Below are 22,103 nucleotides of genomic sequence, written 5' to 3' on the forward strand. Positions count from 1 at the left end.
AGTGTGCAGCGGTCAGCGCGGAAGGGTCGCGGGGCTGCCGCCGTTGGCCTCGTAGCCCGCGACGGCCAGGGCCCGGTACACCGTGTACTCGGCGGCCGGGTCGGGGTTCTCGGTCCAGGGCAGCGCCCCCACGTGACCGTCGACGTGGACGAGCTGGTGCACGGCCTCCGACCAGCGCTCCATGCGGACGAGGAACAGGACGAGCAGATGCCGGACGTGGGCGAGCACGGGATCGTCGCCCCGTGCCGCGTGCACCGCGAACATCGCGCCCCCGACCGCCTTCGTCACGGCGGCGCTCTCGTAGAAGCCCCGAACGAGGTTGACCTCGGGCAGGTGCTCGTACAGCGCGAACAGCGGAAGCGCGGCGAGCAGCGAGCCCTGCGGTGCACGGGTGGCCGCCGCGGTGGCGAAGCGGTCGGCCTCCTCGCGGGAGCCGTGCCACTTCTCGCACCAGAAGTGCAGGGCGGCGATGTGCGCGCCCATGTGCGCCGGCGCCCGGTCGATGATCTTCGCCCAGACCTGGTCGAACTGCTCGTGGGAGTAACCCAGTCCACGGGCCACGGCCAGCTCCACGATGTACGGGACGGGGTCGCCCGGTGCCAGCAGGGCGGCCTCGCCGCAGACCGTGCGGGCCTCCTCCAGGATGATCCGGAAGTCGTCGGTGCCCACGGTGCCGGTGCGCCAGGCCTGCTGCACCAGGAACTCCGCGTGCACGGCCGCGCCGCCCGCGTCCTTGGGGGCCTCCGCCCGCCATGCGCGCAGCCACGCCCCGCCGGTGCCGGGCTGCCGCGCCAGCTCCAGCGACGCGGCGCCGGCGAAGGCCTGCACCCGCTGCCAGCGGATCTCGCTCTCCTCGGGCGTCCCCGCCAGCAACTGTGAGGCGGACCGCCAGGCACCCGTCCCCTGCACCACGGCGAGGACGTCGATGAGGTCCTGGTCGGGTCCGGGCATCCGGAGGTCCAGCTCCTCCTGGCGTGCGAAGCCGTAGTCGTCCGGGTCGGCGGCGTCCGGCGAACCGGGCGCGACCTGGCGGATACCGCCCCGGCGCCGCAGCACGTACGGACCCACGACGGCACCGAGCAGGCACAGGGCGAGCAGGAACCACAGAATCTCCATGCGGTCCATTGTCCCCGGACGGGCGTCCGCGCGGCGAGTGGCCCGTAACCACCCTTCCGACGAACTACGCTCGGGCCCCATGAGCGACCAGCACAGCTTCGAGACCCTCGCGATCCACGCCGGCAACACGGCCGATCCCCTCACCGGCGCAGTGGTCCCGCCGATCTACCAGGTGTCCACCTACAAGCAGGACGGTGTCGGGGGCCTGCGCGGCGGCTACGAGTACAGCCGCAGCGCCAACCCGACCCGCACCGCACTGGAGGAGAACCTGGCGGCCCTGGAAGGCGGCCGCCGCGGACTCGCCTTCGCCTCCGGCCTCGCCGCCGAGGACTGCCTCCTGCGGACCCTGCTCACGCCCGGCGACCACGTCGTCATCCCGAACGACGCCTACGGGGGCACCTTCCGGCTGTTCGCGAAGGTCGCCTCGCGCTGGGGCGTGGAGTTCTCGGTGGCCGACACCTCGGACGTGAGCGCGGTACGGGCGGCGATCACCCCCCGGACGAAGGCGATCTGGGTGGAGACCCCGTCCAACCCGCTGCTCGGCATCACGGACATCGAGGCCGTCGCCGGGGTGGCCCGGCAGGCGGGCGCACGACTGGTCGTCGACAACACCTTCGCCAGCCCCTACCTCCAGCAGCCGCTCGCACTCGGTGCCGACGTGGTGGTGCACTCCACCACGAAGTACATGGGCGGGCACTCGGACGTCGTCGGCGGCGCGCTCGTCGTCGGCGACCCGGAACTGGCCGAGGAACTGGCGTACCACCAGAACGCGATGGGCGCCGTGGCCGGACCGTTCGACGCGTGGCTGGTGCTGCGGGGCATCAAGACGCTCGCCGTCCGCATGGACCGCCACGACGCGAACGCCACGAAGGTCGCCGACCTCCTCACCCGGCACCCCAAGGTGACGCAGGTCCTCTACCCGGGACTGCCCGAGCACCCGGGGCACGAGATCGCCGCCAAGCAGATGAGGGCGTTCGGCGGGATGGTCTCGTTCCGCGTCGCGGGCGGCGAGGAGGCCGCGGTCGAGGTCTGCAACCGCGCGAAGCTCTTCACGCTCGGTGAGTCGCTGGGCGGTGTCGAATCGCTGCTGGAGCACCCGGGCCGTATGACCCACGCCTCCGCCGCCGGTTCCCCGCTGGAGGTGCCGGCCGACCTCGTCCGCCTGTCCGTCGGCATCGAGAACGCCGACGACCTGCTGGCCGACCTGACGCAGGCACTGGGCTGACACCACGTCCCCCCGGAGGGCGGGACCACTCCCGCCCGCCGGAGGACGGCTGTACGGCCGCACTCCGGCGGCCGTACACGCGCGCCTGTCAGACGGCGACCTTCTCGTCCTCGAGCGACGCCCGGATCTGTTCGCGCAGGTCCGGGCTGTCCGTGTGCTCGTGGACCGAAACCGCGTGCTCGGTGGCCGCCCGGACCACCTCGTCCTCCTCACCGGAGATGGTGAGCGAGCAGTCCGAGACGCTCGGGTACTTGCGGCAGTCGGCGATCTTCCGTGTCATGACGGCCTCCTCGGTGTACGAGTGCAGGCCCTTCAAGGGTAGATCCGCCCCGCGCCGCCGACAGCCCCACGGACCGCCGGACCCCGTGGGAGAGGCGGTCAGCCCTCCTGGACCGGCTGGTGCGCGGCCTGCCGTGCGGCCAGCGAGCCGTTGAAGCGGGTCAGCAGGGCGCAGAACGTGTCGCGCTCCTCCTCGCTCCAGCCGTCCGTCACCTGGAACATCAGCTCACGCCGCGAGGCGCGGACCTCCTCCAGACGCGACTGGCCACGGGGCGACAGCTGCAGCACGACGGCGCGCCCGTCCTCGGGGTGCGAGGTCCGCTTGACCAGCCCGGTGTCGACGAGCGGCGCCACCTGGCGGGTCACGGTCGAGGAGTCGATCCCCATGCCCGCGGCCAGCGCCTTCACGCCCATGGGGCCTTCCACGTCGAGCCGGTTCAGCAGCAGATAGGCGGCGCGGTCCATCGAGTTGCGGACCTGGCCGACACCGCCGAGGCGGGTCTGCTCGGCACGTCGGGCGAAGACGGCCACCTGATGCTGAAGAGCGTCGAGGAGGTGGTCCGTTCCCGGATGTCCGGGGGACGCGCCCCCGGAAGGAGACGCAGCTGTCGTCATGTCCTGAGGGGGCATGGCCGGGGGCTCTCTTCGTGCGGTGTCGGATGGGTGGGGGACAGAGTACGCGGCCACGGGGCAACGTGTACCAGCGCTGCACAAACCCGTGGACACCACCTCAGGGCGCCGTGGGACGGGAGGGCCCGCGGCGCTCCGAGCTGCAAGACTTGCCGTCATGACCTTCCGTACGCCGGACCCCGTCCCGCCGCTGATCCTCGACGACGTCCGGGGAGCGCAGAAGATGCTGTCCGGGGTGGCCAGAACGACGGCGATGGAGGGCAGCCGGCACCTGACCGCCCTCGTCGGGGCGCCGGTCCACCTCAAGTGCGAGAACCTTCAGCGGACCGGTTCGTTCAAGCTCCGGGGCGCGTACGTGCGGATCGCGGGCCTCACACCGGTCGAGCGTGCGGCGGGGGTCGTGGCCGCCAGTGCCGGAAACCATGCGCAGGGTGTCGCACTCGCGTCCTCGCTGCTCGGCGTACGTTCCACGGTCTTCATGCCGGTCGGCGCCCCCCTGCCGAAGGTCGCCGCCACACGCGACTACGGCGCCGAGGTCCGGCTGCACGGCCAGGTCGTCGACGAGACGCTGGCCGCCGCCCAGGAGTACGCCGAGGAGACCGGCGCCGTCTTCATCCACCCCTTCGACCACCCGGACATCATCGCGGGCCAGGGCACCGTCGGCCTGGAGATCCTCGAACAGTGCCCGGAGGTCCGCACGATCCTCGTCGGCATCGGGGGAGGCGGCCTCGCGGCGGGCATCGCCGTCGCCGTGAAGGCGCTGCGCCCCGACGTCCGGATCGTCGGCGTCCAGGCGGCCGGCGCGGCCGCCTTCCCGCCCTCGCTGTCCGCCGGATACCCGGTGGCGCTCGGCCAGGTGCAGACCATGGCCGACGGGATGAAGGTGGGGCGCCCCGGCGACCTCACGTTCCCGCTGATCCGCGAGCTGGTGGACGAGATCCGCACCGTCTCGGAGGACGAGCTCTCCAGCGCCCTGCTGCTCTGCCTGGAGCGGGCGAAGATGGTCGTCGAACCCGCGGGGGCGAGCCCGGTCGCGGCACTGCTGAGCGACCCCGCGGCCTTTCGCGGGCCGGTCGTCGCCGTGCTCTCGGGCGGCAACGTGGACCCTCTGCTGATGCAGCGCATCCTGACCCACGGCATGGCCGCCGCGGGCCGCTACCTGAGTCTGCGGGTGCGGCTCACCGACCGCCCGGGCGCCCTCGCCACCCTGCTCGCGAGCCTCTCCGCGGCGGACGCCAACGTCCTCGACGTGATCCACGTGCGGACCGATCCGCGGCTCGGACTCACCGAGGCCGAGGTCGAACTCCATCTGGAGACCAAGGGGCCGGAGCACTGCGACGAGGTCGCCTCCACCCTGCGCGCCGCCGGATACCTGGTGTCGGTCTGAGGAACGCCCGGGGCCCGGGACACGGGCTCCGGGACAGAATCGGAAAACCGGTTGTCGGTCGCGATGTATCGCGTTAACGTGCACCGCCGAGCAGTCCGGTCCTCCCGCCGCGGGAGCACCCGCGTCTCTAGGATCTGCTCAGGAAGCACCCGAAACCACTGGGGGAATCCCGTATGCCAGGCGCCATTTACGCCGAAGGTCTGGTGAAGACCTTCGGCGATGTACGAGCACTGGGCGGCGTCGATCTCGACGTGCCCGAAGGTACCGTCCTCGGGCTGCTGGGGCCCAACGGCGCCGGCAAGACGACCGCCGTCCGCGTCCTGACGACCCTGCTCCAGCCGGACAGCGGACGGGCCGTCGTCGCGGGTATCGACGTACTCAGGCATCCCGACCGGGTACGCCGCTCGATCGGCCTCTCCGGCCAGTTCGCGGCCGTCGACGAATACCTCACGGGCCGCGAGAACCTCCAGATGGTCGGCCAGCTCTACCAGATGAGTGCGCGCGACGCGAAGAAGCGGGCCGTCGAACTCCTGGAGCGGTTCAACCTCGCGGACGCGGCGGACCGCACCGCGAAGACGTACTCCGGTGGCATGCGCCGCCGCCTCGACCTCGCGGCCGCGCTCGTCGTCTCCCCGCCGGTGATGTTCATGGACGAGCCCACCACGGGCCTCGACCCGCGCAACCGGCAGCAGCTGTGGGAGGTCATCCAGGAGCTCGTGGCCGGCGGTACGACGCTGCTGCTCACCACGCAGTACCTGGAGGAGGCCGACCGCCTCGCCCACGACATCTGCGTCATCGACCACGGCAAGGTGATCGCGCGCGGCACCTCCGACGAGCTCAAGGCCCGTACCGGCGGCGAACGCGTCGAGGTCGTCGTCCACGAGTCCGGCCAGATCGAATCCGCCCGCTCCGTCCTCGCGACGTACGGCAAGGGCGAGATCTCCGTCGTCGAGCACACCCGCAACCTGACCGTGCCGGTCACCGGCGGGGCCAAGCTGCTGGCCGAGGTCATCCGCGACCTCGACAGCCACGGCGTGGAGATCGACGACATCGGGCTGCGCAGGCCCACCCTCGACGACGTCTTCATCTCGCTCACCGGCCACGCGGCCGAGCTGGAGAAGACCGGCCAGGACGCATCGACCGAGGCCGCCCGGGGCCGGAAGGAGGACGGCAAGTGACCACCGTCTCGGACACACCACCCGTCATGCAGCTCAAGTCCCGGGGAGCGATCGGCCAGTCGGTCGTCGACTCCCTCGTCGTCGCGAAACGCAACCTGATCCGCATGGCCAGGATCCCCGAGATGGTGATCTTCGGCCTGGTGCAGCCCATCATGTTCGTGGTGCTGTTCACCTATGTGTTCGGCGGCTCCATCAAGGTCGGCGACTCCACGTCGCCGCAGGCCTACCGCGAGTTCCTGATGGCCGGCATCTTCGCCCAGACCGTCACCTTCGCCACCGCCGGAGCCGGCGCGGGCATCGCGGACGACATGCACAAGGGGCTGATCGACCGCTTCCGGTCGCTGCCGATGGCCCGCGGTGCCGTCCTCACCGGACGGACCCTCGCCGACCTCGTGCAGACCGCGCTCACGCTCGTCGTGCTGGCCGGCGTCGCACTGATCGTCGGCTGGCGCACCCACGAGAACATCGGCAAGGTGCTGCTCGGTTTCCTGCTGCTGCTCCTGCTCGGCTACGCGTTCTCCTGGATCGGCGCGCTGATCGGACTCGTCGTGCGCACCCCGGAGGCGGCGACCTCCGGCGGACTGATCTGGCTCTTCCCGCTGACGTTCATCTCGAACGCCTTCGTGGACGCCAACCAGATGCCGACGGTCCTGCGCTACATCGCCGAATGGAACCCCTTCAGCGCCACCGTGCAGGCCTGCCGGGAGCTGTTCGGCAACCTTCCGCCGGGCTTCGTCACCCCCGACGCCTGGCCGATGCAGCACCCGATCATCGCCTCGGTGCTCTGGTCGGTCCTGATCGTCGTGGTCTTCCGCACGCTCGCGGTCCGGAAGTACCGCTCGGCCACCGCCTGAGACCGCGTACGACGGAACCCCGGCCGCATGGGCGGCCGGGGTTCCGTCGTACGCCGCGAGGATCAGCCCTGGTACGGCTTCGCCGAGATGATCTTCACTGCGGCCTTCTTGCCGTTCGGGAGCTCGTACTCCGCGTCGTCGCCCACCCGCTTGCCGTTCACGCCCGTGCCGAGCGGGGACTGCGGGGAGTAGGTCTCGATGTCGGCGCTCGCGTACTCGCGGGAGGCGAGCAGGAAGGTGACCGTGTCGTCCGGGTCGCCGTCGAAGGCGATGGTCACGACCATGCCGGGCTCGACCACGCCGTCGTCGGCGGGGGCCTCGCCGACCTTCGCGTGCTCCAGGAGCTGGGTCAGCTGGCGGACCCGGAGCTCCATCTTGCCCTGCTCCTCCTTGGCGGCGTGATAGCCGCCGTTCTCGCGGAGGTCGCCCTCCTCACGGGCCGCCGCGATCTTGACGGAGATCTCCGTGCGCGCGGGACCAGACAGGTACTCCAGCTCGGCCTTGAGCTGGTTGTACGCCTCCGGCGTGAGCCAGGTGACGTTATCGCTGGTCTGGGTCACAGGGTGCTCCTCGTCGGTGCTGGGAATACAAAGCAACGCCCTACCCCAAGCATGCGCTGCCACGGGCGGGCGAAACAACGAGCCTAACAATTCCGCGCGAAAAGGGGGAGAAGGTAAATCGTCACACGCGCGTCCGCCCAGGTCGGCGGGGGCGCGAGGGTGTCGGAGGCGGCGCGCGCCCTCCGGCGCCGTCAGCTGTCGGCGGTGCAGGCCAGCAGTTCCACCGCGGTGGCCCGCGAGGTGGTGCGCAGGCTGAGGACCCTGTCGATCCGGTCGGAGCGCTCGTCGAAGCGGAAGTCCGCGCGCCCCACCTCCGCGCCGTCCTCGCTCAGGGCGCGCAGTGTGCAGTGGCCGTCGGCGTCCCGCTCCTTGCGGACCTCCAGATGGGCGTCCGCCCGGTCGTCCGAGACGACCTTCGACTTGATCAGCTCCGCGCTGATGTCCTGGCCCGCGACGTAGTCGTAGCCGAACCAGCCGATCATGGCGAGGAACGCCGCACCGAGCACCGCACCGGTGATCCTCAGCTTCCGGTCCGCGCGCTGGTCCCGGGACCGGCCGTAGCGTCCCTCGGGCAAGGCCTCGCGAACCGCTGCCATGATCGTTCCTCCAGTACAGGGGATCGTGGAATTTTCCGGCCCCCGGTTCAGTCACTATAGAAGCCGACCGACGAGACCAATCACTGAGGACCGAGTCTTGACCGAGCAGCTGAGACTGATGGCCGTTCACGCCCACCCCGACGACGAGTCGAGCAAGGGCGCGGCCACCATGGCCAAGTACGTGTCCGAGGGGGCGGACGTCCTGGTCGTCACCTGCACAGGCGGCGAACGGGGATCCATCCTCAACCCCAAGCTCCAGGGGGACGCGTACATCGAGGCGAACATCCACGAGGTGCGCAAGAAGGAGATGGACGAGGCCCGGGAGATCCTCGGCGTCAAGCAGGAGTGGCTCGGCTTCGTCGACTCCGGGCTGCCCGAGGGCGACCCGCTGCCGCCGCTGCCCGACGGGTGCTTCGCCCTGGAGGACGACGAGAAGGCCGCGGGGCGTCTCGTCGCGAAGATCCGCGCGTTCAAGCCGCAGGTGATCACCACCTACGACGAGAACGGCGGCTACCCGCACCCCGACCACATCAAGACGCACACGATCTCGATGATCGCCTTCGAGGGGGCCGCGGACACCGAGAGGTTCCCCGAGGCGGAGTTCGGCCCGGCCTGGCAGCCGCAGAAGCTCTACTACAACCAGGGCTTCAACAAGCCGCGGACGGTCGCCCTGCACGAGGGTCTCCTGGCCCGTGGGCTGGAGTCGCCCTACGGCGAGTGGCTGGAGCGCGTGAAGCAGTTCGAGCGCGCCGAACGCACGCTGACCACGTACGTCCCGTGCGCCGAGTTCTTCGAGATCCGCGACAAGGCGCTGCTCGCGCACGCCACGCAGATCGATCCGGACGGCGGCTGGTTCCGGGTCCCGCTGGACGTCCAGCGGGAGATCTGGCCGACCGAGGAGTACGAGCTCGCCAAGTCCCTGGTCGACACATCCCTCCCCGAGAGCGACCTCTTCGCGGGCATCCGCGACAATGCCTGATATGTACGCGACCCAGGCACTGACGCAGCTCGTTCCGTTCGCCGCCGACGAGCTCGACAAGAACAAGGTGACTCCCGGCGTCCTCGGCTTCCTCGTCTTCGCGGCGCTCGCCGTGGGGGTGTGGTTCCTGATGAAGTCGATGAACCGCCACATGGGCAAGGTCGACTTCGAGGAGGCCCCCGACCCGGCGGCCGAGCCGGTGACCGCCGGCGGGAAGAAGAGCGCGGCGGCCAGGGGCTGACCGCCGCGGGGCCGCGGACCGGCCCCGCGCGCCGGCCTCCCTCAGGGCCCGTGGGCGCACTCCACGGGCCCTACGGGCGTACCCCCACCGGCACCCCCATCACCTCGCGGGCGTGCCGGGACGGGGTCAGCCCGAGGCGCCAGGCCTGCCAGCCGTCGTCCAGGTCGATCCCGCGGTTCAGGACGACCCGGAACGCCTCCGCGCAGCTCTCCAGCTTGCCGTCACGCAGCGGGTGCGCGGCTGCCAGCAGGTCGGCCAGCTCCTGTTGCGCCACCGCCGTGCCCACCTCGCTGCCGCCCGGCGAGGCGTACGGCAGGAGCGTGCACCGCAGGAAGGACGCCCAGTCGCCGCCCCTGACGTCCCCGTAGGAGGCGAACAGGGTGACGGCCGCGTCGCACAGCTCCAGAGCCTGCGCCGCGCGGTCGTTGCCGCCGTCGATCAGCGCCAGGTCCAGGCAGGCCCACGCCTCGCCGTGGGGCACCCCGATCCGGCGGAAGTCGGCCCGGGCGTCGGCCAGCAGCTGGCGGGCGAAGCCGGAGTTGCGCAGGTTGCCCGTCCGCGCGGCCCGCTGGTCGCGGGTGACCCGTCCCGAGTGGTGGCGGGCGCACGCCAGGCCGTACACGTCCCGCATCCGGGAGAACATCGTGCGGGCCCGCTCCAGCTCGCGTACCGCCTGGTCCGTGTCGCCGTCCTCCTCCAGGGCCTGCCCCAGGTGGTAGCGCGTCCACGCCTCGCCCCGCGTGTCCTCGTTGCCCCGGTGCCGGGCCAGCGCCGCGCGCAGCTGCTCCACCGCCGGGGCCGGCTCGTCCTCCATCAGCCGGGCGCGGCCGAGCTGGGTCAGGGCCCAGGCCTCCCCGCGCTCGTCGCGGGTGCGGCCGTACAGGTCGAGCGCGGTGGTCAGCTCCTCCTCGGCGCGGGCCACCTCGCCCAGGCGCAGACAGACCTGGCCGAGCTGGAAGTGGGACCAGGCCTCACCGTGCAGTGACTCGCCCTCGCGGTGCAGGGTGAGCGCGGTGTCCAGCAGGGTCATGGCCTCCGGCAGGTCGGCCCGGTCGCGTTCGACGGCGGCCAGGGCGTGCAGCGTCCAGGCGCGGTCCTCGGCCTGCCCGGGCGGGGACTGAAGGGCCAGCGCCTCGCGCAGCCGGGCCGCGGCCTCCGCGAGATTACCCTGGTGGTGCAGCGTGATGCCGAGCGAGCACAGGGCCAGGGCGGCGCCCGCTTCGTTCTGCGCCTCGCGGTAGAGGCCGACGACCGAGGACAGGGTGGTGCGGGCCTTGTCGAGCTCGCCGAGCTGCCGGGCCGCGATGCCCGTACGCCACTGGACCGAACGTTCCAGCAGCCCGTGGCCGACGGCCTGCGTCAGTTCGCTGATCTCGCCCAGCCGGTAGAGGTCCCCGCGCAGCAGGCAGTAGTCGCAGAGCGCGCCCAGCAGATGGAGCACGGCTGCCTGGTCGACACCCTCCGCATGCCGGAGCGCCGAGGTGATGAAGCTCGACTCGTCGTCCAGCCAGCGCAGGGCCGCGTCCAGCGAACTGAACCCGTGCGAGCCGAACTGGCCGGCGCGGGTGGACATCTTGCCGTCCACCATGCGGATGACCGCGTCGGCGAGCTCCGCGTAGTTCTGGATCAGGCGCTCCTGCGCGGCGGTACGGTCCGCCGCCGGCTCCTCGTCGAGCAGCCGCGCCAGGGCGAAGTCCCGCACGAGGTCGTGCAGCCGGTAGCGCGCGCCCCTCACATGGACCAGGAGCCCGGCGCCGGCCAGGGCGTCCAGCAGCCGTCCGGCCTCCTGCTCGTCCGACGACAGCAGCGACGCGGCGGCCGCCGCGCCGAGGCTGGCGCGCCCGGCGAGCGCGAGCCGCCGCAGCAGCCGGCGGGCGTTCTCGGTCTGGTCGGTGTAACGCAGCCACAGGGCCCGCTCGACGGGGGCGACCGGACCGTACGCGCCGAGGGCGGCGGCGAGTTCGGCCCGGGTCCGGGAGCCCAGCGAGGAGCCCGCCGTGCGCAGGGCGAGCGGCAGCCCGCCGCACAGCTCCACGACGGCCTCGGTGGACGGGTAGTCGTACGGGCCGTCCTCCGCGTCCTGCGCGGACTCGCGCAGGAGTTCCTCGGAGCCGGCCGCGTCCAGGGCGCCGACCGGCAGGTGGTGCACCCGCGCCGGGATGTCGTCGGGCAGCGCGAGGGGTTCGCGCGCGGTGACGAGGACGAGGCTGTCGGAGCGCTCGGGCAGCAGGGTGCGGACCTGCGCGGCGTCGGTGGCGTCGTCCAGGACGATCGTGACGGGGGTGCCGGTGAGGTGCTGGTGGTACAGCTCGCCCAGGCGCCTGACCTGCTGCTCGGCGGACGTCCTCTCGCGGAACAGGAGCTGTTCGCGCGGGGCGCCCAGCCGGTTGAGCAGGTGAAGCAGGGCGTCCCGTGTCGACAGGGGGGCCTCCCCGGCCACGGCACCCCGCAGGTCGACCACGCACGCCCCGCGGAACTGGTCCCTGAGCGCGTGCGCGGCCCGTACGGCGAGCGTGGTGCGCCCGGAGCCCGGGACGCCGTGCAGCACCACCACCGTCGGCCGGGTCTCCGTGGCGGCACGCGCGGCGTGCACCCACCGGGCGATCTCGGCCAGTTCGCCGCGGCGTCCCGCGAACGGGCCGTCCGCGGCGGGCAACTGGGCGAAGGACTGTTCGAGCAGGGACCGGGTCCGGGCGGCCGCACTCCGGTCCCCGCCGCGCAGCTGCGCCACCACGGACGCGGAGGCCTTCTTCGGCGGCCTGGCGGCGGCGGTCAGCATGCGCTGCTGGTCGAGGTACGGGCGGATGCCCCGTACCTCCAACGCCGTCAGCCACTGCAGGCGCAGCTGTCCCGGGCCGCCCGGTTGGTTCAGCTCACCGGCCCTGCGGTGCGCGGCCGGCCAGTGCGACGCGGTCACCCGGGCCACCGTCGCCGTCGTCCCCGCGACGGCCACCACCGCGCCCGCCCCCGCGGCGAGACCGGCCGCGGTGCCGAGCGCCAGATCCGCGCCGAAGGCGGCGGCGGCCGCAACGCCCGTCACGATGAGGGGCGTTCCCAGTGCCGTCCGGCTGAACCGTTCGGACAGGGGCTGCCTGCCCGCCTCGGCCGCGTCGAGCGCCCGGGTGTACGCGGCGTACTCCTCCGCCGCGCCCGCCGCCATGGTGTCGAGTGCGCCCCGCGCACGCGCCAGCAGCGCGCCGGAATCCGTGCGCCCGCCCGTCCGCCGCGCTTCCTCCTCCACGGCACGTACCAACAGCCGTTCGGCTTCCGCCCGATGGCTGTCCCGCATGCGTCCCCCCAGGGTTTCGGCGACTTGCTCCGACCGGTTGTCGTGGGCACCCAGTGTCCTGCGCGCGGCGCGTCAGCGCGAGAGAGCGAGGCGATCAGGCGGCGGGGGATGCGGGTGCGCGAGGATTGGGGCACGGGACGCCGAGGTCCGGGGCCGTTCCGCGGGCGCCGCCCCGACCGGTTCGCGAAGAACCGTGATGCGGGCACCAACGGTCAAACGTCGGAAGCGGGGCGCCCTTTCGGTGCCTTACAGGATTTCGAGATCGACCGTGACGGGGAAAGGCGCAGTGGCCTTCACGGCTCCGGTGAACAACTCGCCGTCCCTGTAGGCCTTGGTGGCGGGGTCGAGGACGTAGGTGTAGACGATCGGGACACCGGTGGCGGCCTGCTCGACCCGCCAGTAGAAGGGGATGCCGGCCTTGGCGTACTGGTCCGCCTTCACGATCCGGTCGGTGGTCTCCGAACCGGGCGACACGACCTCGACGACCAGGAGCACGTGCTCGGGGCGGGTGGGCGTGAGGTCGATGGTCTCCGCCCGGTAGACGATGACGTCCGGGCGGCGGCTGGTGAGGGGGACGTCCTGCAGGCGGACGTCGAAGTCCGTGTCGGCGTTCCAGTCGGGACCGGCGGCGGCGTCCAGGGCATTGGCCAGGACCCGCGCCAGCCGGTTGTGCCGCTTGGAGGCGCTCGGGCTCACGACGACCATCCCGTCCACGATCTCGATTCCTGCGCACTGCTCCTCGGACCAGGAGTCGTACTGTTCCGAACTGATCTGCGCATGCATCCACGCGGGCGCCACCATCTCGGCGGTCATCGTGTACCTCCTTCGAGGTGCTTTCACAGTTCCGGCGCTCCTGGGCTCAGCGTACTGCCCGGTGCTGCCGGGCCGCCCGCGATCGGCAGTGGCGACCGGCACGGCCTGCCCGTTCCGAGGCGTTCGAGGAGGCCCGGAGGCGAGGTGTCCCCGTGCTGCTCAGCGTCGACTACGCCAGCTGCCACTGGTGCCAATGAACTCGCGAACCCGGTGGCCGGGGCCGTGCTCACACTTCCTTGATGATCACGCGCTTCCCGCAGAGCCTCGACCAGTCGTCACAGTCGGAGGTCAGAACGATCACGGGGGTCGGGACACGGAGCGCGAGCGCGGCGACGAGGGCGTCGATGGCGTATGTGTGTCCATGCAGCCCGCCTGCGTCCCGGAGCAGTGCCACTGCAGTGAGGGAATCCTCCTGGCTGACCGGCTCTACTCGCAGTCGGGAGAGCACCCACTTCAAGCGCGCCAGATCGGTGTTCCCGTGTACGGCTGCGACGACGGTCAGGGCGGACACGAGGACCGGGACCCCGACCTGCCGAGATGCCTCGATGCGAGCCGCCATCTTGCGGTCGTTGCGCAGCAGCAGGGAGAGCGCCTCGGAGTCGAGCACCAGCGAGCGGGCCGACCACTCCTTCACGCGGCGCCCCGCTCCGTGTTCTCGTCTGCGAACAGCTCGCGACGGGCGGCTTCGATCTCCCGCTCCGTGAGCGCGCCGTGCTCCTCCTCGTGGGAAGCCACGATCTCGGCGAGCCCGTCCATGGCGAGCTGGTGTCTGACAGCTTCGGTGACGTAGCCGGACAACCCTCGGCGGCCGGTCCTTGAGCGGAGTTCACTGACCAGCTCGGAAGGCATGGAAACGGAGATGTTCTCAGTGACTCCGGAACGACTCTGTTTCATGGCATCAGTGTAAGACCATCACTATTACATTCGCGAGATCGTCTGTGCACCCGCCTGTGCTGCGTGCTCGCGACGCGGCACGACGGGCGTGCACGGTTCCCACACTCCGTGGCGCAGGCGTGTCGTGGGGGCCGGTGCGCGAGGATTGGGGCATGGCCAACCGACTTGCGCAGACCACTTCCCCGTACCTCCTCCAGCACGCCGACAACCCCGTCGACTGGTGGCCGTGGTCGCCCGAGGCGTTCGAGGAGGCCCGGAGGCGAGGTGTCCCCTTGCTGCTCAGCGTCGGCTACGCCAGCTGCCACTGGTGCCACGTGATGGCCCACGAGTCCTTCGAGGACGACACCGTCGCGGCCTACCTCAACGCGAACTTCGTGCCGGTCAAGGTCGACCGCGAGGAACGCCCCGACGTCGACGCCGTCTACATGGAGGCCGTGCAGGCCGCGACCGGCCAGGGCGGCTGGCCGATGACCGTCTTCCTGACCCCGGACGCCGAACCGTTCTACTTCGGGACGTACTTCCCGCCCGAGCCCCGCCACGGCATGCCCTCCTTCCACCAGGTCCTCGAAGGGGTGGTGGCCGCCTGGACCGACCGGCGGGACGAGGTCGCCGAGGTGGCCGGGCGGATCGTGCGCGACCTGGCCGGCCGCTCCCTGACCCCGGCGGGAGCCGGCCTGCCCGGTGAGGCGGAACTCGCCCAGGCGCTGCTGCGGCTGACCCGGGACTACGACGAGAAGCACGGCGGATTCGGCGGCGCGCCCAAGTTCCCGCCGTCCATGGTCATCGAGTTCCTGCTGCGCCACCACGCCCGGACCGGCGCCGAGGGCGCGCTGCAGATGGCCGCCGACAGCTGCGCCGCCATGGCGCACGGCGGGATCTACGACCAGCTCGGCGGCGGCTTCGCCCGCTACTCGGTGGACCGCGAGTGGGTCGTGCCGCACTTCGAGAAGATGCTCTACGACAACGCCCTGCTGTGCCGCGTGTACGCCCACCTGTGGCGGGCCACCGGCTCGGACCTGGCCCGCCGGGTGGCCCTGGAGACCGCGGACTTCATGGTCCGCGAGCTGCGGACGGCCGAGGGCGGCTTCGCCTCGGCGCTCGACGCCGACAGCGAGGACGCGCAGGGCCGGCACGTCGAGGGCGCGTTCTACGTGTGGACCCCCGCGCAGCTGCGCGAGGTGCTGGGGGAGGAGGACGCCGCCTTCGCCGCCGAGTACTTCGGGGTGACGGACGAGGGCACCTTCGAGGAGGGGTCCTCGGTCCTGCGGCTCGCACGCACCGGGGAGGCGGAGCCCGCCGACGCCGAGCGGGTCGACGGCGTACGGGCCCGCCTGCTGGCGGCACGCGAGCTGCGGCCGCGTCCGGAGCGCGACGACAAGATCGTCGCCGCCTGGAACGGGCTGGCGGTCGCCGCACTCGCCGAGACGGGGGCCTACTTCGGCCGTCCCGACCTGGTCGAGCGGGCCACCGAGGCAGCCGACCTGCTGGTGCGGGTGCACATGGGTGACGTCGCCCGGCTCTGCCGTACGTCGAAGGACGGCCGGGCGGGCGACAACGCCGGGGTCCTGGAGGACTACGGCGACGTGGCCGAGGGCTTCCTCGCCCTCGCCTCGGTCACCGGCGAGGGCGCCTGGCTGGAGTTCGCGGGCTTCCTGCTGGACATCGTCCTGGAGCGCTTCACCGGCGAGGGCGGCCAGCTGTTCGACACCGCGGACGACGCCGAACAGCTGATCCGGCGCCCCCAGGACCCGACCGACAGCGCGACCCCGGCGGGCTGGACGGCCGCGGCCGGCGCGATGCTCTCGTACGCCGCGCACACCGGCTCCGAGGCGCACCGCACGGCGGCGGAGGGGGCGCTGGGTGTCGTCGGGGCGCTCGGTCCCAAGGCGCCCCGGTTCATCGGGTGGGGACTCGCCGTCGCCGAGGCGCTGCTGGACGGTCCGCGCGAGGTGGCGGTGGCCGGCCCCGTCGGCGGTGAGCTGCACCGGACGGCGCTGCTCGGGCGGGCACCCGGTGCCGTCGTCGCGGCGGGCGAGGTGCCCGGCGGGGCCGCCGAGTTCCCGCTGCTGGTGGACCGGCCGTCGGCGGGCGGTGCGCCGACGGCGTACGTCTGCCGCCACTTCGTCTGCGACGCGCCGACGACGGACGCGACGGAGCTGGCCGTGAAGCTGGGCGGCTGACACGGGTGCGGCGAGGGGCCCGGCCGTGGCGGCCGGGCCCCTCGCCGTGCGGGTGGGACCGCTCAGCTGTGCTGGTAGGCCACCAGCGAGATGCCGACGTAGTGCACGACGAACGCGGCCAGGGTCAGCGAGTGGAACACCTCGTGGAAGCCGAACCAACGGGGTGACGGGTTCGGCCGCTTGATGCCGTAGATGACCCCGCCCGCGCTGTAGAGCAGCCCGCCGACGACGACCAGGACCAGCACCGCGATGCCGCCGGTGCGCATGAAGTCGGGCAGGAAGAACACCGCGGCCCAGCCCATGGCGATGTAGCACGGGGTGTAGAGCCAGCGCGGGGCGCCGACCCAGAACACACGGAAGGCTATGCCGGCCGCAGCCGCCCCCCAGACCGCCCACATGAGCGGCCGGCCGGTGGCGTCGGGCAGCAGCAGGAGCGTCAGCGGGGTGTAGGTGCCCGCGATGATCAGGAAGATGTTGGCGTGGTCGAGCCGGCGCAGCACCGCCTCGCCGCGCGGGCCCCAGGTGCCCCGGTGGTAGACCGCGCTCACACCGAAGAGCAGGCACGCGCTGACTATGTAGACCGCGCAGGCCACGCGCGCGCGGGTGCTGTCGGTCAGGGCGATCAGGGTGATGCCCGCTATCAGCACGGCCGGGAACATGCCGGCGTGCAGCCAGCCCCGCATCCGTGGTTTCACGGGGACGGGGTCGGTGAGCTCGACAGGTCCGGACGCGGCCGCTGCAGAAGTCATGTCCCGCATGCTACCTACGCATCCGTAGGTTTCCGATTCGAGTGGCGATGCTCACGTGTGCGGCCCTCTGGACATATGGGCGGGATGGTCGGATGATCAAATGAGTGCGGTCGGCACCGGATGAGCGCCAGGGGGATCGGGCGGGGTCAGCATCCGGGTCGCAGCCCCCACGGGGCCTGACAACACACCCTCTGACTAGGAGCGATCGTGGCGCGCGACATCGCGGCTCCCCTCACTGTTCCCACCCAGCACCAGGAGCTCGCCTCCTGGGTAGACGAGATCGCTGCCCTGACCGAGCCCGACCGTGTGGTCTGGTGCGACGGTTCCGAGGCCGAGTACGAGCGCCTGTGCGGAGAGCTCGTCGACAGGGGGACCTTCACCGCCCTCGACCCGGTGAAGCGCCCCAACTCGTACTACGCGGCCTCCGATCCGACCGATGTGGCGCGCGTCGAGGACCGCACCTTCATCTGCTCCGAGAAGGAGGAGGACGCGGGCCCCACCAACCACTGGAAGGCGCCCGCCGAGATGCGGGAGATCTTCGCCGGCGAGAAGGGCGTCTTCCGCGGCTCCATGCGCGGACGCACGATGTACGTCGTCCCCTTCTGTATGGGCCCGGTCGGCTCCCCGCTGTCCGCGATCGGCGTCGAGATCACCGACTCCGCCTACGTCGCCGTCTCCATGCGCACCATGACGCGCATGGGCCGGGAGGTCCTCGACGAGCTCGGTGCCGACGGCTTCTTCGTCAAGGCCGTCCACACCCTCGGCGCCCCCCTGGACGAGGGCCAGGAGGACGTGCCGTGGCCCTGCAACTCCACCAAGTACATCTCGCACTTCCCCGAGGACCGTGAGATCTGGTCCTACGGCTCCGGCTACGGCGGCAACGCCCTGCTGGGCAAGAAGTGCTACGCCCTGCGCATCGCCTCGGTCATGGCCCGGGACGAGGGCTGGCTCGCCGAGCACATGCTGATCCTCAAGCTGACGCCGCCGCGCGGGGAGAGCAGGTATGTCGCCGCCGCGTTCCCCAGCGCCTGCGGCAAGACCAACCTCGCCATGCTGGAGCCGACGATCCCCGGCTGGACCGTCGAGACCATCGGCGACGACATCGCCTGGATGCGCTTCGGCGAGGACGGCCAGCTGTACGCGATCAACCCCGAGGCGGGCTTCTTCGGTGTCGCACCCGGTACCGGCGAGCACACCAACGCCAACGCCATGAAGACCATGTGGGGCAACTCCGTCTTCACCAACGTCGCGCTCACCGACGACGGCGACGTGTGGTGGGAGGGCATGACCGAGGAGCTCCCCGCGCACCTCACGGACTGGAAGGGCAACGACTGGACCCCGGAGTCCGGCACGCCGGCCGCCCACCCGAACGCCCGCTTCACCGTCCCGGCCGGGCAGTGCCCGATCATCGCGCCGGAGTGGGAGGACCCGAAGGGCGTGCCGATCTCGGCGATCCTCTTCGGTGGCCGCCGCGCGTCCGCCGTCCCGCTGGTCACGGAGTCCTTCACCTGGCAGCACGGCGTGTTCCTCGGGGCCAACGTCGCCTCCGAGAAGACGGCCGCGGCCGAGGGCAAGGTCGGCGAGCTGCGCCGCGACCCGTTCGCCATGCTGCCGTTCTGCGGCTACAACATGGGCGACTACATGAAGCACTGGATCGAGGTCGGCGCCGGCAAGGCGGACCAGTCCAGGCTGCCGAAGATCTACTACGTGAACTGGTTCCGCAAGAACGAGGCGGGGAAGTTCGTGTGGCCCGGCTTCGGCGAGAACAGCCGTGTCCTCAAGTGGATCGTCGAGCGCCTGGAAGGCAGCGCGGAGGGCGTCGAGACGCCGATCGGCATCCTGCCGGCCAAGGGTTCCCTGGACACCGAGGGCCTGGACCTCTCCGAGGCGGACCTCGACTTCCTGCTCGACGTGGACAAGGAGGTCTGGCGCGAGGAGGCCGCGCTGATCCCCGAGCACCTGAACACCTTCGGGGACCACACACCGAAGGAGCTGTGGGACGAGTACCGCGCGCTGGTGCGGCGCCTGGGCTGACCGCCCCTTCGACCCCGCGGCCGGGTCTCCCGGCCTCTGCCCTGACCTGCGGAGGCCCGGGGCCCGCCGCGGCACGGCACCCGGAGTCCTTCCGTGACTCCGGGTGCCGCCCTTTTCCAGGAGGTGGGTGCACGGCGCCCGTGCCGTGCGGCACCCGGTCCACGCGTCTTCCCGACCCGTGGACCGGGGCCGTCAGGGGGTGCCGACCAGGGCGGTCGTCGCGGCGGGACCGGCCAGGGCGGCGGTGTGCGCGTCCATGGCCTCGGCGGCGAGGATCGCGACGGCCGTGTCGGCGCGGGACGCCGCCACGACCAGGGCCCGGCCCGCGAGCGCGTGCGCCCGGCGGTGCAGGGCGGCCGGGGGCGCGTCACTGCGTCCCGCGTGCCGGGCGGGCGGGGCACCACGGAGCCGCGCCACCTGTTCGGCGATGCGGTCACCCATGAGGGCGGGCCCCAGCTCGTCGGTGACGGCGAGGAGCGCGGCCAGATGGCCGGCGAGCTGGATGTCCAGCTCCTCCTCGCGCGTGCGGTGCGGGAATCCGGCGTCGTCGGCCGGTGAGTGGACCGATTTGGTCCGGATCGGCTCGTACATGGATGGCCTCCTGGTGGTGCAGTAGGTCCATCCTAACTTGGATTCAGTCTAAAGTTGTGAGAGATCCGGGGAGAAGCGGGCCTACGGCTGGCTGTACCCGTCGAGGAAGTTGCCGATACGCGTCACGGCGTCGGTCAGATCCTGGACGGGCGGCAGGGTGACCACCCGGAAGTGATCCGGGTCGGGCCAGTTGAAGCCGGTGCCCTGCACCACCATGATCTTCTCCGCCCGCAGCAGGTCCAGCACCATCTGCCGGTCGTCCTTGATCTTGAACACCTTGGGGTCGAGCCTCGGGAAGAGATACAGCGCCCCCTTCGGCTTCACGCAGGTCACACCCGGGATCCGGGTCAGCAGGTCGTACGCCGCGTCCCGCTGCTCCAGGATCCGGCCGCCGGGCAGCACCAGCTCGTTGATCGACTGGCGGCCGCCCAGCGCCGTGGCCACGGCGTGCTGCGCCGGCATGTTGGCGCACAGGCGCATGTTGGCCAGGACCGTCAGTCCCTCGATGTACGAAGTGGCGTGCGCCTTCGGGCCGCAGACGGCCATCCAGCCGGAGCGGTAGCCCGCGATCCGGTAGTTCTTGGACAGCCCGTTGAAGGTGAGCACCATGAGGTCGGGGGCGATCGCCGCCGTCGGCGTGTGGGTCGCGCCGTCGTACAGGATCCGGTCGTAGATCTCGTCGGAGCAGACGACCAGGTTGTGGCGCCGGGCGATCTCCGTCAGCCCGCGCAGCATCTCGTCGTCGTACACCGCGCCGGTGGGGTTGTTCGGGTTGATGATCACGATCGCCTTGGTGCGGTCGGTGATCTTCCGCTCGATGTCCGCGAGGTCGGGCATCCAGTCGGCCTGCTCGTCGCACCGGTAGTGCACGGCCGTGCCGCCCGCCAGCGAGACCGAGGCCGTCCACAGCGGGTAGTCCGGGGCCGGGACGAGCACCTCGTCGCCGTCGTCGAGCAGCGCCTGCATCGACATCTGGATCAGCTCGGACACGCCGTTGCCCAGGTAGACGTCCTCGACGTCGAGGTCGATGCCCTTGGTCTGGTAGTGCTGCATCACCGCCCGGCGCGCGGACAGCAGGCCCTTCGCGTCGCCGTAGCCGTGCGCCCCCGAGAGGTTGCGCAGGATGTCCTCGAGGATTTCCGGCGGGCACTCGAACCCGAACGCCGCCGGGTTGCCCGTGTTGAGCTTGAGGATGCGGTGACCTGCCGCTTCGAGCCGCATGGCTTCCTCGAGCACGGGGCCGCGGATTTCGTAACAGACGCCGGAGAGCTTCGTGGACTGGATGACCTGCATGTCAGCGAGCTTACGACCGTGTTTCGCGCCCTGCTCCCGGTTTGCGCACCGGTTGCTCCCTCCGGGGGTCCGCCGCGGTGCGCCGGGTCTTCCATCGGCATGCCGCCCCGGCCGGCGGCCGTGGATCGGCCGGTCGGGGCGCCGCCGCGGCTTTGATTGCGGGCCCGGTGCGGGAGGCGGGTGAGATGCGCCACGCGGGTGTGTCCGCGGGGCGGTCCCCGGTGCCCCCGCACGGGGCGGGCGGGGCGGGGGTCCCCGCCGTCCGGCCGCTCAGCCGGGCAGGACGGTCCCCTCGGGGAGCCGCACGCCGAAGTCCTCGGCCAGGACGCGCAGCACCTCGGCCTGGCCGCTCAGCTCCCGCTCGGTGACCGTGCCGTCGTCCGCCGTCTCCACGAGCGTCCGCCCGGACAGGGCCAGGTGGCGGCCCGGCAGGGTGCGCTGGGCGTAGACGGCCTGCCGGAACGGTGAGCGCGGGTTCGTCGCGATGTGCCAGTTGATGACGTCGAAGTCCGGCGTCTCGAACGGCTCCAGGGTGAACTCGTACTGCGGTTCCCAGTAACCGCCCTTGTCCGTCTGCAGTTCCCACATCTCCAGCGGACCGTCGTGCGGGGCGTGGACCAGCCGGTGGCGGCGCGGGGTGTCGAGCAGCTCGGCGTCCTCCACCAGCGGGATCGGCTCCAGCAGTGCCCCGTTCGCGCCGAAGCCGACATCGGCGAGGAAGGGGCTGGACCCGTCCTCCGCCTCCACCCGCATCAGCATGTGCGTGCGCGGCCGGATGTCACCGGGGGCCGCGCCCAGGACCACCCGCGCGGTCAGCAGCGTCACCCGGAACCCGAGCTGGGTCAGGGCGGCGGCGAGCAGGGTGTTGTGCTCGTAGCAGTACCCGCCGCGCTCACCGCGGACGAGCTTCTCCTCCAGGTCCGGCAGCGCGAGCGAAGGGGCGCCGCCGAGGACCGGTTCCAGATTCTCGAACGGGATGCCCAGCATGTGGGCGCGGTGCACGGACCGCAGCACCTCCACTGTGGGACGGCGCTCCCCGGACCAGCCGATGCGGGCGAAGTAGGCGTCGAGGTCGAGTGTCATGCCCCGACCCTACGCAGATCACTCGGATGTGCCTCAAATCCCGTGCGTCTGAAGGGGTTCGGGGGCAGGTTCCCCGCATGACCGGTGCCGAGTCCGGGCCGGCCGCCCGGCGGCTTGTTTCCGCCCCTTGTC

The 22,103-nt window shown here is 71.6% G+C and carries 21 protein-coding genes and 1 pseudogene; 9 read left to right on the plus strand and 13 right to left on the minus strand.

Annotated features, from left to right (window positions below; translation table 11 throughout):
- Nucleotides 1–12: 12 nt before the first annotated feature.
- A complete protein-coding gene (locus ACFYY2_RS06970) occupies nt 13–1,116 on the minus strand; it encodes a hypothetical protein (RefSeq protein ID WP_388737982.1) in 1,104 nt (367 codons plus the stop codon).
- Between the two features lie 79 nt (nt 1,117–1,195).
- Here ACFYY2_RS06970 and ACFYY2_RS06975 point away from each other — a divergent pair, with 79 nt between their 5' ends.
- The gene (locus ACFYY2_RS06975; RefSeq protein WP_388737985.1) at nt 1,196–2,341 is read left to right on the plus strand and encodes a cystathionine gamma-synthase; all 1,146 of its coding nucleotides are present in this window, start codon (nt 1,196–1,198) and stop codon (nt 2,339–2,341) included.
- An 88-nt stretch (nt 2,342–2,429) separates the two neighbouring features.
- Here ACFYY2_RS06975 and ACFYY2_RS06980 read toward each other — a convergent pair whose 3' ends face one another.
- Nucleotides 2,430–2,621, minus strand: coding sequence for a DUF1059 domain-containing protein (locus tag ACFYY2_RS06980; RefSeq protein ID WP_327115288.1), 192 nt, complete (start codon nt 2,619–2,621; stop codon nt 2,430–2,432).
- 98 nt (nt 2,622–2,719) lie between these two features.
- Nucleotides 2,720–3,250 (minus strand): MarR family winged helix-turn-helix transcriptional regulator, encoded by a 531-nt coding sequence (locus ACFYY2_RS06985; protein ID WP_388737990.1) that lies wholly within the window; start codon nt 3,248–3,250, stop codon nt 2,720–2,722.
- 157 nt (nt 3,251–3,407) lie between these two features.
- Between ACFYY2_RS06985 and ilvA the strand changes: the two genes are divergently transcribed.
- The 3 genes from ilvA to ACFYY2_RS07000 all read left to right on the plus strand — a co-directional run bounded on the left by ilvA (nt 3,408) and on the right by ACFYY2_RS07000 (nt 6,669).
- On the plus strand, nt 3,408–4,637 hold the full coding sequence (gene ilvA / locus ACFYY2_RS06990; RefSeq protein WP_388737993.1) for a threonine ammonia-lyase: 1,230 nt from the start codon (nt 3,408–3,410) through the stop codon (nt 4,635–4,637).
- A gap of 173 nt (nt 4,638–4,810) precedes the next feature.
- The gene (locus ACFYY2_RS06995) at nt 4,811–5,815 is read left to right on the plus strand and encodes an ATP-binding cassette domain-containing protein (protein ID WP_388737996.1); all 1,005 of its coding nucleotides are present in this window, start codon (nt 4,811–4,813) and stop codon (nt 5,813–5,815) included.
- Nucleotides 5,816–5,841: 26 nt separating this feature from the next.
- Nucleotides 5,842–6,669 carry an ABC transporter permease gene (locus tag ACFYY2_RS07000; protein ID WP_388738623.1) on the plus strand — a complete coding sequence of 276 codons (828 nt, stop codon included), beginning with the start codon at nt 5,842–5,844 and terminating at the stop codon, nt 6,667–6,669.
- Between the two features lie 62 nt (nt 6,670–6,731).
- Here ACFYY2_RS07000 and greA read toward each other — a convergent pair whose 3' ends face one another.
- Both greA and ACFYY2_RS07010 read right to left on the minus strand, forming a co-directional pair.
- Nucleotides 6,732–7,229: a transcription elongation factor GreA gene (gene greA / locus ACFYY2_RS07005; protein WP_388737999.1), complete on the minus strand. Its 498-nt coding sequence runs from the start codon at nt 7,227–7,229 to the stop codon at nt 6,732–6,734.
- 191 nt (nt 7,230–7,420) lie between these two features.
- Nucleotides 7,421–7,825 (minus strand): DUF4307 domain-containing protein, encoded by a 405-nt coding sequence (locus tag ACFYY2_RS07010; RefSeq protein WP_388738002.1) that lies wholly within the window; start codon nt 7,823–7,825, stop codon nt 7,421–7,423.
- 97 nt (nt 7,826–7,922) lie between these two features.
- Between ACFYY2_RS07010 and mca the strand changes: the two genes are divergently transcribed.
- Together mca and ACFYY2_RS07020 are read left to right on the plus strand one after the other, a co-directional pair.
- Nucleotides 7,923–8,804: a mycothiol conjugate amidase Mca gene (gene mca / locus ACFYY2_RS07015; RefSeq protein ID WP_388738005.1), complete on the plus strand. Its 882-nt coding sequence runs from the start codon at nt 7,923–7,925 to the stop codon at nt 8,802–8,804.
- Nucleotide 8,805: 1 nt separating this feature from the next.
- Nucleotides 8,806–9,045, plus strand: a complete 240-nt coding sequence (locus ACFYY2_RS07020) for a hypothetical protein (RefSeq protein ID WP_388738007.1) — start codon at nt 8,806–8,808, stop codon at nt 9,043–9,045.
- A gap of 70 nt (nt 9,046–9,115) precedes the next feature.
- On the opposite strand, the gene ACFYY2_RS07025 is transcribed toward ACFYY2_RS07020, so the two are convergent.
- Both ACFYY2_RS07025 and ACFYY2_RS07030 read right to left on the minus strand, forming a co-directional pair.
- Nucleotides 9,116–12,334, minus strand: a complete 3,219-nt coding sequence (locus ACFYY2_RS07025) for a tetratricopeptide repeat protein (protein ID WP_388738009.1) — start codon at nt 12,332–12,334, stop codon at nt 9,116–9,118.
- A gap of 246 nt (nt 12,335–12,580) precedes the next feature.
- Nucleotides 12,581–13,147 (minus strand): Uma2 family endonuclease, encoded by a 567-nt coding sequence (locus ACFYY2_RS07030; protein WP_388738012.1) that lies wholly within the window; start codon nt 13,145–13,147, stop codon nt 12,581–12,583.
- Nucleotides 13,148–13,251: 104 nt separating this feature from the next.
- Here ACFYY2_RS07030 and ACFYY2_RS07035 point away from each other — a divergent pair.
- Nucleotides 13,252–13,338, plus strand: a pseudogene (locus ACFYY2_RS07035) (DUF255 domain-containing protein); the annotation flags it as partial.
- 35 nt (nt 13,339–13,373) lie between these two features.
- On the opposite strand, the gene ACFYY2_RS07040 reads toward ACFYY2_RS07035, so the two are convergent.
- Nucleotides 13,374–13,781, minus strand: a complete 408-nt coding sequence (locus ACFYY2_RS07040) for a type II toxin-antitoxin system VapC family toxin (protein ID WP_388738015.1) — start codon at nt 13,779–13,781, stop codon at nt 13,374–13,376.
- Nucleotides 13,778–14,041, minus strand: a complete 264-nt coding sequence (locus tag ACFYY2_RS07045; RefSeq protein WP_388738018.1) for a hypothetical protein — start codon at nt 14,039–14,041, stop codon at nt 13,778–13,780. The genes ACFYY2_RS07040 and ACFYY2_RS07045 overlap by 4 nt, the downstream gene beginning before the upstream one ends.
- Before the next feature lie 152 nt (nt 14,042–14,193).
- Here ACFYY2_RS07045 and ACFYY2_RS07050 point away from each other — a divergent pair, with 152 nt between their 5' ends.
- Complete coding sequence (locus ACFYY2_RS07050; RefSeq protein ID WP_388738021.1) at nt 14,194–16,221, plus strand: thioredoxin domain-containing protein; 2,028 nt, start codon at nt 14,194–14,196, stop codon at nt 16,219–16,221.
- A gap of 62 nt (nt 16,222–16,283) precedes the next feature.
- On the opposite strand, the gene ACFYY2_RS07055 is transcribed toward ACFYY2_RS07050, so the two are convergent.
- Nucleotides 16,284–16,970, minus strand: coding sequence for a hemolysin III family protein (locus ACFYY2_RS07055; protein ID WP_388738024.1), 687 nt, complete (start codon nt 16,968–16,970; stop codon nt 16,284–16,286).
- 207 nt (nt 16,971–17,177) lie between these two features.
- Here ACFYY2_RS07055 and ACFYY2_RS07060 point away from each other — a divergent pair, with 207 nt between their 5' ends.
- Nucleotides 17,178–19,004, plus strand: coding sequence for a phosphoenolpyruvate carboxykinase (GTP) (locus ACFYY2_RS07060; protein ID WP_388738027.1), 1,827 nt, complete (start codon nt 17,178–17,180; stop codon nt 19,002–19,004).
- A gap of 192 nt (nt 19,005–19,196) precedes the next feature.
- On the opposite strand, the gene ACFYY2_RS07065 is transcribed toward ACFYY2_RS07060, so the two are convergent.
- The 3 genes from ACFYY2_RS07065 to ACFYY2_RS07075 form a co-directional block, all read right to left on the minus strand.
- Nucleotides 19,197–19,595 carry a hypothetical protein gene (locus ACFYY2_RS07065; RefSeq protein ID WP_388738030.1) on the minus strand — a complete coding sequence of 133 codons (399 nt, stop codon included), beginning with the start codon at nt 19,593–19,595 and terminating at the stop codon, nt 19,197–19,199.
- A gap of 81 nt (nt 19,596–19,676) precedes the next feature.
- Nucleotides 19,677–20,888 carry a pyridoxal phosphate-dependent aminotransferase gene (locus ACFYY2_RS07070; protein WP_388738032.1) on the minus strand — a complete coding sequence of 404 codons (1,212 nt, stop codon included), beginning with the start codon at nt 20,886–20,888 and terminating at the stop codon, nt 19,677–19,679.
- Nucleotides 20,889–21,158: 270 nt separating this feature from the next.
- Entirely contained in the window at nt 21,159–21,971 is an 813-nt protein-coding gene (locus tag ACFYY2_RS07075) for an arylamine N-acetyltransferase (RefSeq protein WP_388738035.1), read from the minus strand.
- Nucleotides 21,972–22,103: the final 132 nt, after the last annotated feature.

The organism is Streptomyces sp. NPDC001822 (assembly GCF_042892135.1).
In the GTDB taxonomy this organism is placed as follows: Bacteria; Actinomycetota; Actinomycetes; order Streptomycetales; family Streptomycetaceae; genus Streptomyces.

What these genes read in the sequence shown, in the direction of transcription:
- ACFYY2_RS06970 (WP_388737982.1), bottom strand. Translation starts at nt 1,116, where the DNA reads ATGGAGATTCTGTGGTTCCTGCTCGCCCTGTGCCTGCTCGGTGCCGTC.
- ACFYY2_RS06975 (WP_388737985.1), top strand. Translation starts at nt 1,196, where the DNA reads ATGAGCGACCAGCACAGCTTCGAGACCCTCGCGATCCACGCCGGCAAC.
- ACFYY2_RS06980 (WP_327115288.1), bottom strand. Translation starts at nt 2,621, where the DNA reads ATGACACGGAAGATCGCCGACTGCCGCAAGTACCCGAGCGTCTCGGAC.
- ACFYY2_RS06985 (WP_388737990.1), bottom strand. Translation starts at nt 3,250, where the DNA reads ATGCCCCCTCAGGACATGACGACAGCTGCGTCTCCTTCCGGGGGCGCG.
- ilvA (WP_388737993.1), top strand. Translation starts at nt 3,408, where the DNA reads ATGACCTTCCGTACGCCGGACCCCGTCCCGCCGCTGATCCTCGACGAC.
- ACFYY2_RS06995 (WP_388737996.1), top strand. Translation starts at nt 4,811, where the DNA reads ATGCCAGGCGCCATTTACGCCGAAGGTCTGGTGAAGACCTTCGGCGAT.
- ACFYY2_RS07000 (WP_388738623.1), top strand. Translation starts at nt 5,842, where the DNA reads ATGCAGCTCAAGTCCCGGGGAGCGATCGGCCAGTCGGTCGTCGACTCC.
- ACFYY2_RS07010 (WP_388738002.1), bottom strand. Translation starts at nt 7,825, where the DNA reads ATGGCAGCGGTTCGCGAGGCCTTGCCCGAGGGACGCTACGGCCGGTCC.
- ACFYY2_RS07020 (WP_388738007.1), top strand. Translation starts at nt 8,806, where the DNA reads ATGTACGCGACCCAGGCACTGACGCAGCTCGTTCCGTTCGCCGCCGAC.
- ACFYY2_RS07025 (WP_388738009.1), bottom strand. Translation starts at nt 12,334, where the DNA reads ATGCGGGACAGCCATCGGGCGGAAGCCGAACGGCTGTTGGTACGTGCC.
- ACFYY2_RS07030 (WP_388738012.1), bottom strand. Translation starts at nt 13,147, where the DNA reads ATGACCGCCGAGATGGTGGCGCCCGCGTGGATGCATGCGCAGATCAGT.
- ACFYY2_RS07045 (WP_388738018.1), bottom strand. Translation starts at nt 14,041, where the DNA reads ATGAAACAGAGTCGTTCCGGAGTCACTGAGAACATCTCCGTTTCCATG.
- ACFYY2_RS07050 (WP_388738021.1), top strand. Translation starts at nt 14,194, where the DNA reads ATGGCCAACCGACTTGCGCAGACCACTTCCCCGTACCTCCTCCAGCAC.
- ACFYY2_RS07055 (WP_388738024.1), bottom strand. Translation starts at nt 16,970, where the DNA reads ATGACTTCTGCAGCGGCCGCGTCCGGACCTGTCGAGCTCACCGACCCC.
- ACFYY2_RS07065 (WP_388738030.1), bottom strand. Translation starts at nt 19,595, where the DNA reads ATGTACGAGCCGATCCGGACCAAATCGGTCCACTCACCGGCCGACGAC.
- ACFYY2_RS07070 (WP_388738032.1), bottom strand. Translation starts at nt 20,888, where the DNA reads ATGCAGGTCATCCAGTCCACGAAGCTCTCCGGCGTCTGTTACGAAATC.
- ACFYY2_RS07075 (WP_388738035.1), bottom strand. Translation starts at nt 21,971, where the DNA reads ATGACACTCGACCTCGACGCCTACTTCGCCCGCATCGGCTGGTCCGGG.